The organism is Cupriavidus sp. FW305-46 (assembly GCF_058787075.1).
Window position 1 is genome coordinate 18,272 of sequence record NZ_JBYSZI010000072.1, and the last position, 8,977, is coordinate 27,248.

14 protein-coding genes are annotated in these 8,977 nt (G+C 68.6%); 8 read left to right on the top strand and 6 right to left on the bottom strand.

Features of this window, described 5'->3' with window-relative positions:
• Nucleotides 1-99: 99 nt before the first annotated feature.
• Both AC3WON_RS26915 and AC3WON_RS26920 read left to right on the top strand, forming a co-directional pair.
• Complete coding sequence (locus AC3WON_RS26915; protein WP_492353096.1) at nt 100-948, top strand: D-amino acid aminotransferase; 849 nt, start codon at nt 100-102, stop codon at nt 946-948.
• 51 nt (nt 949-999) lie between these two features.
• Nucleotides 1,000-1,275, top strand: coding sequence for a hypothetical protein (locus AC3WON_RS26920; RefSeq protein ID WP_010814363.1), 276 nt, complete (start codon nt 1,000-1,002; stop codon nt 1,273-1,275).
• Nucleotides 1,276-1,291: 16 nt separating this feature from the next.
• Here AC3WON_RS26920 and yfiB read toward each other — a convergent pair whose 3' ends face one another.
• The 3 genes from yfiB to yfiR are packed head-to-tail and all read right to left on the bottom strand — an operon-like array spanning nt 1,292 to nt 3,683.
• Nucleotides 1,292-1,813: an outer membrane lipoprotein YfiB gene (gene yfiB, locus AC3WON_RS26925; protein ID WP_492353097.1), complete on the bottom strand. Its 522-nt coding sequence runs from the start codon at nt 1,811-1,813 to the stop codon at nt 1,292-1,294.
• Nucleotides 1,814-1,821: 8 nt separating this feature from the next.
• On the bottom strand, nt 1,822-3,087 hold the full coding sequence (dgcN, locus tag AC3WON_RS26930) for a diguanylate cyclase DgcN/YfiN (protein ID WP_492353098.1): 1,266 nt from the start codon (nt 3,085-3,087) through the stop codon (nt 1,822-1,824).
• A complete protein-coding gene (yfiR, locus tag AC3WON_RS26935; RefSeq protein WP_492353099.1) occupies nt 3,084-3,683 on the bottom strand; it encodes a regulatory sequestration protein YfiR in 600 nt (199 codons plus the stop codon). The genes dgcN and yfiR overlap by 4 nt, the downstream gene beginning before the upstream one ends.
• 306 nt (nt 3,684-3,989) lie before the next feature.
• Between yfiR and AC3WON_RS26940 the strand changes: the two genes are divergently transcribed.
• From AC3WON_RS26940 to AC3WON_RS26965, 6 genes are all read left to right on the top strand, one after another.
• Nucleotides 3,990-4,451, top strand: coding sequence for a CopD family protein (locus tag AC3WON_RS26940; protein WP_492320564.1), 462 nt, complete (start codon nt 3,990-3,992; stop codon nt 4,449-4,451).
• A 59-nt stretch (nt 4,452-4,510) separates the two neighbouring features.
• Nucleotides 4,511-4,915 carry a lysozyme inhibitor LprI family protein gene (locus AC3WON_RS26945; protein WP_492320565.1) on the top strand — a complete coding sequence of 135 codons (405 nt, stop codon included), beginning with the start codon at nt 4,511-4,513 and terminating at the stop codon, nt 4,913-4,915.
• 67 nt (nt 4,916-4,982) lie between these two features.
• Nucleotides 4,983-5,186, top strand: coding sequence for a hypothetical protein (locus AC3WON_RS26950; protein WP_010814357.1), 204 nt, complete (start codon nt 4,983-4,985; stop codon nt 5,184-5,186).
• Nucleotides 5,187-5,296: 110 nt separating this feature from the next.
• On the top strand, nt 5,297-5,719 hold the full coding sequence (locus tag AC3WON_RS26955) for a YXWGXW repeat-containing protein (protein ID WP_492320566.1): 423 nt from the start codon (nt 5,297-5,299) through the stop codon (nt 5,717-5,719).
• 112 nt (nt 5,720-5,831) lie between these two features.
• Nucleotides 5,832-6,056, top strand: a complete 225-nt coding sequence (locus tag AC3WON_RS26960; protein ID WP_010814355.1) for a hypothetical protein — start codon at nt 5,832-5,834, stop codon at nt 6,054-6,056.
• 77 nt (nt 6,057-6,133) lie between these two features.
• On the top strand, nt 6,134-6,415 hold the full coding sequence (locus tag AC3WON_RS26965) for a hypothetical protein (protein ID WP_010814354.1): 282 nt from the start codon (nt 6,134-6,136) through the stop codon (nt 6,413-6,415).
• Between the two features lie 55 nt (nt 6,416-6,470).
• Here the strand turns inward: AC3WON_RS26965 and AC3WON_RS26970 are convergent, their stop codons facing one another.
• From AC3WON_RS26970 to AC3WON_RS26980, 3 genes are all read right to left on the bottom strand, one after another.
• Nucleotides 6,471-6,851, bottom strand: coding sequence for a hypothetical protein (locus AC3WON_RS26970; protein WP_035818297.1), 381 nt, complete (start codon nt 6,849-6,851; stop codon nt 6,471-6,473).
• 69 nt (nt 6,852-6,920) lie between these two features.
• Nucleotides 6,921-7,298: an MliC family protein gene (locus AC3WON_RS26975; RefSeq protein ID WP_492353100.1), complete on the bottom strand. Its 378-nt coding sequence runs from the start codon at nt 7,296-7,298 to the stop codon at nt 6,921-6,923.
• 75 nt (nt 7,299-7,373) lie between these two features.
• The coding region (locus tag AC3WON_RS26980; RefSeq protein ID WP_492353101.1) for a glycerol-3-phosphate dehydrogenase/oxidase at nt 7,374-8,977 on the bottom strand (1,604 nt) is incomplete at its 5' end.

Consider the following 8,977-nt stretch of genomic DNA (forward strand, 5'->3'; position numbering starts at 1 on the left):
TTGGCACGGGTAGCCAACCTCATGCGCAAATTGCATGAACCTGCGTGCCTGCCCGTGAAAGAATCAGGCGTCTTTTTCGAATCTCTAGCACTTGCCCCCATGTCCGACCCCATCGTCCACCTCAACGGCACCCTGACCCCTCTCTCCGAAGCCCGCATCCCCGTCCTCGACCGCGGCTTCATCTTTGGCGATGGCATCTACGAAGTCATCCCTTACTACAACGGCAAGCCATTCCGCGCAGAGCAGCATCTGGCCCGCCTGCACCGCAGCCTGGAGGGCATCGGGATTCCCGATCCGTACAGCGCCGGGCAGTGGCTGGAGCTGGTCGGCGAGGTGGTCGAGGCCAACGGCCTGTCGGACCAGCTGGTCTACATCCAGGTGTCGCGCGGCGTCGCCAAGCGCACGCATGCGTTTCCGAAGGAGGTCGTGCCGACGGTGCTGATCATGACCAACCCGATGGCGTTGCCGTCGGCGCAGATGCTTGAGCAGGGCGTGGCGTGCGTGACGATGGAGGACCGGCGCTGGCTGAACTGCCAGATCAAGTCGACGTCGCTGCTGGGCAACGTGCTGGCGGCGCAGCATGCGGTGGAGCACGGCGCGATCGAGGCGATCCAGTTCCGGGATGGCTGGCTGACCGAGGCGTCGGCGTCCAATGTGTGGGTGGTGCGCGACGGCCGCGTGATGGCGCCGCCCAAGGACAACCTGATCCTGGAAGGCATCCGCTACGGGTTCATGGAAGAGGTCTGTGCCGCGATGGGGATTGCGCTGGAGGCGCGCCGCATCGCGAAGGAAGAGGTGTTCGCCGCCGATGAGGTGCTGCTGTCGTCTGCCAGCAAGGAGCTGCTGCCGGTGGTGACCATCGATGGCCGCGCCATTGGCAAGGGGGTGCCGGGGCCGGTCTTTGGCCGGCTTTACGCTGCGTACCAGGCTGCCAAGGCTGCGCTTTGAGCAGATTTGCGTGCGTGCTAGGATGCCTCGGGATTGATCGAGGAGTCAGCCATGGCCAAGCGTGAGCGTGGCCGGCGTGCCCTGCAGGACGAGGTGAGCCGGCGCATCCAGCAAATCTATGAAATCGGCGAGGACGGCGCCAAGGTCCGGGTGCCGGCGCCTGTGCCGCACGCGCGCGATGCGCGCGGGCGCAACTGGAACATGACGGGCTTCGGCAATGCGTCCGGCTACGAGGCCAGCATCCGCGCGGTGGTCGACAAGGTGCGCGACGAGTTCGACCTGAGCGACGCGCCGGAGAACCGCGCGCCCAATCCGTTCGGTGACTGACGCGCCTGCCGTCGTCCTACTCGACCGATACGACGATGGCGACGCGCCGGTTCTCGCTGCGTCCGGCGGCGGTGCGGTTGTCGGCCACCGGGTGGCTCTTGCCCCGTCCGCGAACTTCAATGTTTTCCGGCGCAAAGCCGGTGCCCGCCAGCAGCCTTGCCACGGCTTCGGCGCGCCGCACTGACAGCGACTGGTTGTATTCGGCCGAGCCCGCGTCGTCGGTGTGGCCATCCACGCGCAGGCGCTCGATGCCCGCGCCCTTCAGCGCCCGCCCGAGGCGCTGCACATTGGCGGCGCGCTCAGCGTCGATCAGGTCCTCATTGAATCCGAACAGCAGCTTGTCTGACAAGCCGAGTTCCCAGCCTTCATCGGTCAGGGCGAAGCCTTCCTGCTTCAGCATCGCGACCTGTGCCGGAGACAGCCCGGTGGCTGGCGGCGCGGTCTGGCAGCCGGCCAGCGACAGCCCCGTCAGCACGACGGCGGCGAGCCAGAGTTTCCACAGGGACTTCCAGTAGGGCAGGGGCAGGCGTTCGGGCATGCGGGTTCTCACTGCGTGACGTCCAGGCGCGGCTCGGCGCATTGCCAGGTGCCGCCGGAGCGCCGCTTGGCGCCGTACATGGCGGCGTCGGCCGCGTGCAGCAGCGCCTGGCTGCCTTGCGCATGGACAGGGAAGACGGCCAGGCCGATGCTGAGCGAGGCCTGCACCGTGCTGCCGTCGGGCAGGTCGATCGGGGCGGACATTGCCTGCAGGATATGCTCGGCGATATGGATGGCGTCGCGCGGCGCGCGCAGCGCTGCGGCCAGCACGGCGAACTCGTCGCCGCCGATGCGTGCCACGGTGTCGCCGGCGCGCAGGCTGGCGCGGATGCGCTGGGCCACGGCCACCAGCACGGCATCGCCGGCGGCATGGCCGTGGCGGTCGTTGATGTTCTTGAAATCGTCACTGTCCAGGTACAGCACGGCCGCGTATTCGTCGTTGGCCGCGGCATGGCGCACGGCGTGCTCCAGCGCTTCGACGAAGGCGGCGCGGTTGAGCAGGCCGGTCAGCGCATCGTGGTTGGCGCGGTGGGCGAGCGAGCGGTTCTCGTGCTGCATCTGGTTCTGCCAGGTCTGCAGTTCGTCCAGCAGGCCGTTGAAGTCTTCGCTGAGGGCATTGAGTTCCGCGATGCTGGCCGGCGGCGTGCGCTGCGCGAAATCGCGCTTGGAACGCACCGCGTGCGCCACGCGCATCAGGTTGCGCAGCGGCTCGACGATCTGCACCAGCAGCCGGCTGGCCAGGTAGTGGGCGCCGATGGCGGTCAGCAGCAGGCAGCCAAGCAGGCCGAGCGCGCCGCGCAGCAGGAAATGCAGCAGGTTGCGGGGGTCGCCACTGACGCGCAGCATGCCGACCTGTTGCGTCTGGTGCAGGATCGGCTGTTCCACGACACCCATGCTCAGCCACTCGCTCAGCACGTGGCGCAAGCCGGTCAGTGGCGCCTGGCCGGGGCGCTGCCATTCGGCCAGCACGTGGTTGTCGAGGTCGTAGACGGTGGCGCGCGCGATGTCCTCGGACGCGGCGATAGCCGCCAGCGTCTCGCCGGTGGCCGCCTGGTCGCGGAATACGACTGGCGCTTCCAGCGTGTAGGCGATCGAGCGGGCCACCAGCCGCACGTTGTGGTCGGCATAGACGCGCAGTGCGGTCAGGCCAAGGGCGGTCAGCGATACCCCGGCAGTGAATACCGCGATCAGCGCCACGCCCAGGTGGATCCGGCGCAGCACGCTGTAGAGGGTGGGGCGGGCGCCATTGCCGCGCGCCGGCTGGTGGGCGCTCATGATGGCGCTCCCTTGCGGCGGCCCAGCTGCAGCACGCCGGGGTGCACGTGCACGCCGCTGCGGGCGAGCGTGTCGAGGTTGACGCGGAACGAGACCTGCTGGTCGCGGATGTTCAGGCAGAACATGCTGCCGACCTCGCACTCGAAGTCTTCCTCGGCGATCACCAGCACCGGCCGGCCGGTCAGCTCGCCTGACAGCCGCTTGCGGCGGGCTTCGTTCATGGCGCCGATGTAGAGGGCATCGCAGGCCGGATGCAGCATGTCGGCCAGCACGTCGACCTGGCGCGCGCGCACCGGGCGGCCATTGGCGAGCGTGCCGCCTTCCATCAGCCGCGCGGAGTAGCGGCTGGTGTTGTCCACGCACAGCCGCACCGGGTCGCGCTCGACCGGCCAGCGTGCATACCCCAGCAGGCTGAAGACCACGCGCGCGACCAGGTCGGTGCGCTGCGGCGCGGGCTGCGCCGTTACCGCCGGCGGCAGCATGGCCGGCAGCACCGCCAGCGTCACGGCGAGCAGGGCCGGCAGGGCGCGGCGCAGCAGCGGTGGACGTCGGGCGGAATCGGCACTGGGAAGGGCGCTGGCTGGGGCAGGAGCCATGGTCTGGGGAAGGAGGTTCGGTGTGGCCTGTAATGGGTGGTGGGCTGTCCGCAGCCGCAGTTATTGTCCGGGGGCGGGTTCCGGGCGGTCAAGCGTCCGGCACGGGCGGGCCCGGCCCCGGAACACGCTTGTGCGGGCATGCTTCCGTGGGGCCTGTTTGCGACGCGGCGTGATACGGAATGTTTAACGGTTTTGGGTCGTTTTCCTGAAGTCAGGCGGGAACGCGCGCAGCGCTTCGCCGTGGCGGGCACAACACTTAGAATGGGTCCATCGTCCCCAACGCGCGCCTCGCCGCCGCATGCCGCCATGATTGCCGACCCGCTTTTCCGCTTCCTGCACGTTGCCGGCGTTGCCGTCTGGGTGGGCGGTATGTTCTTCGCCTACCTGTGCCTGCGGCCCGTGGCCGGCACCGTGCTGGAACCGCCGCCGCGGCTGCGGCTCTGGCGCGGTGTGTTTGCCCGCTTCTTCCCGTGGGTATGGGCGGCGGTGATTGCGATCCTGCTGAGCGGCGCAGCGATGCTGGCTGCAGTGGGCATGTCCGCTGCCCCACGCAGCTGGCACCTGATGATGGGGATCGGCCTCGTCATGACGGTGATTTTCTGCTACGTGTGGTTTGGGCCGTATCGCGCGCTGGGCCGGGCCGTGGATGCCCAGGACTGGCCGGGCGCCGGTGCCGCGCTGAACCGCATCCGGCAGGCGGTGGGGACCAACCTGGTGCTCGGGCTGGTCAATATCGCCGTGGCCACGCTGGGGCGCTGGCTGGCCTGAGCGTCCCGATGCCCCGGCATGGCGTCGTCATGTCACCACCAGGCAAAAGGAGAGCCGTTATGCGCGTCATCGCATGTCTTGCCGTCCTTGTTCTCGCCGCGGCGGGCACACCGGCGCGCGCCGAGCAAGGCAATGGCCTGAGCGCCGAATATGAACGCTGCATGGCCAAGGCCACGTCGACTGCCGACATGCTCGGCTGCGCCTCGGCCGAAGCACGGGTCCAGGACGTGGCGCTGAACAGCGCCTATCAAGCCTTGCTGCGGCGGCTGGAAGCGCCGCGCACCGGCCAGCTGCGGGTCGCGCAGCGGGTCTGGCTGGAGTTTCGCCAGGCCAACTGCACCTATGTGGCCAATCCGGCCGGCGGCACGGCCGCGCGCGTGGCCGGGGCGACCTGCATGGCGCGGATGACGGCCGGGCGGGCGCGCGAATTGCGTGACTTCGCCACCGATGCCGCCACCCGGTGAGCGGGCGAGCCATGTGCTAGAGTTCCCAGACACCTGTGCTGCGGCACGTCTCAACAGGAGATGGATCATGGCAAGTGAATCGCGCAACAACCTGAAGGCTTTCGTGCAGACCGCGCCCCAGGCGGGGCGCTATGTGTGGGTCATCGCGCTGGTGGACTTTGGCGCGCAGCAGATCCGGCGCGCCATCGTTTCGGACGACACCTTCACCACCTCGGATGCCGCGCGGGTAGCGGGCGAGGCCCAGCTCAAGGCGATGGCAGAAGACCACTAGCGAGTGTTGCGCGCCGGCATCTTTGTGACCAGCGGATACCGTTTCTTACATTGCGCCGGGATCGGTGCGCGCTAGACTGTGGGCATGTTCCTCCACAAGAAAGGACTCCCATGACACATCGCGCGCTCCGGCCGGCCAAGGCACTCCTGCTGGCGGCCCTGCTGGGTTCCGGCCTGACGTTCAGTGCGGCGTCGATGGCTCAGGTGTCGGTCAATATTGCCATCGGCGTACCACCGCCGGCCCCGATCTACGAGGTCGTGCCCGCGCCGCGCTCCGGCTATGTCTGGATGCCGGGCTACTGGGACTGGGATGATCACCACCACAAGCACGCCTGGAAGAAGGGGCGCTGGGAACGTGAACGCCCCGGCTATGTCTATGAGTCGCCGCGCTGGATCCAGTCGCGCGACGGCTGGGTGCTGGTGCCAGGTCGCTGGGACCAGGGCGGGTACAAGGACAAGGGGCACAAGGATAAGGGCCACAAGGACAAGGGCTATCACTGCCCGCCCGGCCACGCCAAGAAGGGCGAGTGCTGAGGTGCCGGCACCCGGCGCCGCACGGTGACGCCGGGTGGCCTTGCCATGCTACGATCGCCGCCATGACAACCGCGCCCGCGCGGCACATCGGCGGCGGATACCGGAGGTAGCAATGGCAAAGCACGTTTTCACGCGCGCGCAGTATCTCGACATCCTCAATGACAGCCTGCGCAAGCATCCCGGCTGGCAGCCCGGCATGGCCTTTGTGTTCCTGCCGCCTGGCGCCGATGCCAGCCAGGCCACGGCCGTGGGCTGCACCGGGCCGATGGAGGCCATTCCGGTCTATGCGGAAATCCAGCGGGTGGCTGCCGAACTGATCGAAGTCGGCAACGAATAGCGGCGCCGGTCGCCTTGCGGCCGGTGGATGCCGCAGGTGCGTACAATACCGGCCTCTACAGACTTTCGGATAATGCCGTGAAGAAAACGGACCTGGAAAAAAACAAGGGCCTGAAGATCGCCAACAGCCTGAAGCAGGCTTCGGCGGGGCGGGGTATTCCCGGCGGCGCGGCGCGCCCGGACCGGCGCGAACAGCGCCGGCTCGACCAGGAGCAAGGTCTGGTGCCCTTTGCGTGCAAGCTGGACGGCACGCTGGTCAAGCGCCTGCAGGCGCTTGCCGTCGATCACCCGGGTGGCATGACCGGGCTGCTCAATGAACTGCTGGCGGGCGCGTTGCCGCCGGAGCAGGGCCAGAGCTGAAATATGGTGGCCGCGCCCGCGGCCACCTGCCTGACCCCATCAGGCCACGAGCGGGTCAGTCCTCTTCTTCTTCGTCAAGGAATTCGCGGCGCAGCATCCAGTTGGCGATGGCTTCGTCGCAGATACGCTTGAATTTCTGCTTGTCCGGCATCTTGTCGAACAGCTGGAAATTGACCAGCGCCATGCCGGCATCGGTGATATAGAACATCCGGCTCGGATCGTCTTCATGGACGATGCGGCCATCGATGGCGTCTTCCTCGCTTTCCGCCGGCATGTCTTCTAGCTCGACCACGCGGCAGGTGAAGCGCGGGCTGCGGGTATGGGTCAGATACTCGAACTCGTCGTGCATGACCTCGCCGCCTTTGCCTGCGATAACGGCGAAGCCCCAGATAAAGCGGGGCATCGGCAGATCGGACAGATCTTCAATCTCGTCCATGGTGTTCTCCCTGATTCAATCCCCGCATTATCGCCCGGAACGCCGCCACCTCAAACGTTGACGTGGCGCTTAGGGCTTTGCCTGGCAGTTGGCCAGCGCCGGCGCGGCGTTTTCGGCCTGCATCAGGTCGCGCAGCGTGCCTTCCTCGCCCTTGGTCCACCATTCGTAGCGGCCGCCGACATAGCGCGCGCCGGAGGCCGACACGGTGCTGACCGCCAGCACCGGCTTGCCGTCGATGCGGAACACTGCCGCCTGGTTGTCCGGGCTGTTGAAATAGCGCACGGAAAGAGTCTTGCCGCCGTCGCACTGGTAGCGCACGGTGCGCACGTCCGGGAAGCGCACGCCGTCGATGCCGGGCGCGCGGGCGGCGTGCGCGGCGGCGCAGGCGCCGACGGTTGCGAGCAGGGCCACGGCGCGGGCGCAGGACAGGATCGGACGAGTGGTCATGGGTTTGCCTTGGTCGATGGGGGGGCAGCCAGTTGAGAGGGGGCGGCGCCGATGGTGGTTCCGGCGGCGTCCGGGTCAGCCGAGCATGTAGCCGGCGGCGAGCGTGCGGAAGCTCTCGATTTCGCGCGCCTGCCAGGCCTCGTTCTCGCCGAGCTCCTCGGCCAGGACCGCGGCCACGGCCGGCGCGGCGTCCACGGCGGCGCGCGCGTCCAGGAACAGCGCGCGGTTGCGGCGGGCCAGCACGTCCTCGACCCGGCGCGCCAGTTCGTGCCGGGCCGCAAAGCGCACGTGCGCCTCGGTCAGGCCCGACGCTGGTGCCAGCATCCGGTCATATCCGGGCAGCGCGCGCAGCAGGTCCAGTTCATTGCCGTAGTAGCGGTCCGGCGAGCCTGAATCCGGCGGCGGCAGCCCTGCCGGCAGCCCCGCCGCGCCGTGCAGGGGCAGCTCGGCGGTCACGCACGGGGCCGCGCGCACCATCTGGCGCTGGATCGCGGTCTCGATCACGTCTTCGGCCATCTTGCGGTAAGTGGTCCACTTGCCGCCGGTGACGGTGATCAGCCCGGCCTTGGACACCAGGATCGTATGCTCGCGCGACAGCGATGCGGTAGAGGCCTCGCCGGTGGCCCGCACCAGCGGCCGCAGGCCGGCCCAGACGCTGGTGACGTCGGCACGGGTCGGGTCCCTGGCCAGGTAGCGCGACGCGGTTTCCAGGATGAAGTCGACATCGTCGGCGCCGGCGTCTGGTTCCAGCGGCAGGTCGCGGCGCGGCGTGTCGGTGGTGCCGACGATGGTGTGGCCGTTCCAGGGCACCACGAACAGCACCCGGCCGTCGTCGGTCTTGGGGATCAGGATGGCGCGCTCGCCCGGCAGGAAGCTGCGCGGCAGCGTCAGGTGCACGCCCTGGCTGGGCGCGACCATGGCACGCGCGTGGCCGTCTTCCATCTGCCGGATCGCATCGACCCATACGCCGGTGGCGTTGATCACGCAGTCGGCGCGCAGGTGGAAGGTGGCGTCGCCCAGCACATCCTGCACGGTCACGCCGCTGATCACGCCGCCTTGTTGGCTCAGGCCGGTCACGCGCATGTAGTTGACCGCGGTGCCGCCCACGTCGAACAGCGTGCGCATCAGCGCCACCGCCAGCCGCGCATCGTCGAACTGGCCGTCGAAATACAGGTTGCCGCCGCGCAGCGGACGCCCGCCGACGTGCTCGGCCAGGTTGGGCGCCGCGGCCAGCACCTCGCGGTGGTTCAGCCAGCGGCTGCCGGCCAGGTTGAGGTCGCCGGCCAGCATGTCGTAGACCTTGAGGCCGATGCCGTAGAAGGGCTGGTCGAACAGCTGGTAGGCCGGCACCACGAAGCCCAGCGGCCACACCAGGTGCGGCGCGTTGCGCGCCAGCAGGCCGCGCTCGTGCAGGGCCTCGCGCACCAGGCTGATATTGCCCTGGGCCAGGTAGCGCACGCCGCCATGCACCAGCTTGGTGGCCTTGCTGGAGGTGCCCTTGGCAAAATCCGCGGCTTCGACCAGCAGCGTTCGGTAGCCGCGCGAGGCGGCGTCGACTGCGGTGCCCAGGCCGGTGGCGCCGCCGCCGATGACGATCACATCCCAGCGCGGCTCGCGCTCCAGGGTGGCAAGCAGGGCGGCGCGGCCGGGGGGCTGGATCGGGGTGGAGACTCTCTGCA

What these genes read in the sequence shown, in the direction of transcription:
- dgcN (WP_492353098.1), bottom strand. Translation starts at nt 3,087, where the DNA reads ATGAGCGCCCACCAGCCGGCGCGCGGCAATGGCGCCCGCCCCACCCTC.
- AC3WON_RS26950 (WP_010814357.1), top strand. Translation starts at nt 4,983, where the DNA reads ATGGCAAGTGAATCGCGCAACAACCTGAAGGCTTTCGTGCAGACCGCG.
- AC3WON_RS26975 (WP_492353100.1), bottom strand. Translation starts at nt 7,298, where the DNA reads ATGACCACTCGTCCGATCCTGTCCTGCGCCCGCGCCGTGGCCCTGCTC.
- AC3WON_RS26955 (WP_492320566.1), top strand. Translation starts at nt 5,297, where the DNA reads ATGACACATCGCGCGCTCCGGCCGGCCAAGGCACTCCTGCTGGCGGCC.
- yfiB (WP_492353097.1), bottom strand. Translation starts at nt 1,813, where the DNA reads ATGCCCGAACGCCTGCCCCTGCCCTACTGGAAGTCCCTGTGGAAACTC.
- AC3WON_RS26920 (WP_010814363.1), top strand. Translation starts at nt 1,000, where the DNA reads ATGGCCAAGCGTGAGCGTGGCCGGCGTGCCCTGCAGGACGAGGTGAGC.
- AC3WON_RS26945 (WP_492320565.1), top strand. Translation starts at nt 4,511, where the DNA reads ATGCGCGTCATCGCATGTCTTGCCGTCCTTGTTCTCGCCGCGGCGGGC.
- AC3WON_RS26915 (WP_492353096.1), top strand. Translation starts at nt 100, where the DNA reads ATGTCCGACCCCATCGTCCACCTCAACGGCACCCTGACCCCTCTCTCC.
- AC3WON_RS26970 (WP_035818297.1), bottom strand. Translation starts at nt 6,851, where the DNA reads ATGGACGAGATTGAAGATCTGTCCGATCTGCCGATGCCCCGCTTTATC.
- yfiR (WP_492353099.1), bottom strand. Translation starts at nt 3,683, where the DNA reads ATGGCTCCTGCCCCAGCCAGCGCCCTTCCCAGTGCCGATTCCGCCCGA.
- AC3WON_RS26940 (WP_492320564.1), top strand. Translation starts at nt 3,990, where the DNA reads ATGATTGCCGACCCGCTTTTCCGCTTCCTGCACGTTGCCGGCGTTGCC.
- AC3WON_RS26960 (WP_010814355.1), top strand. Translation starts at nt 5,832, where the DNA reads ATGGCAAAGCACGTTTTCACGCGCGCGCAGTATCTCGACATCCTCAAT.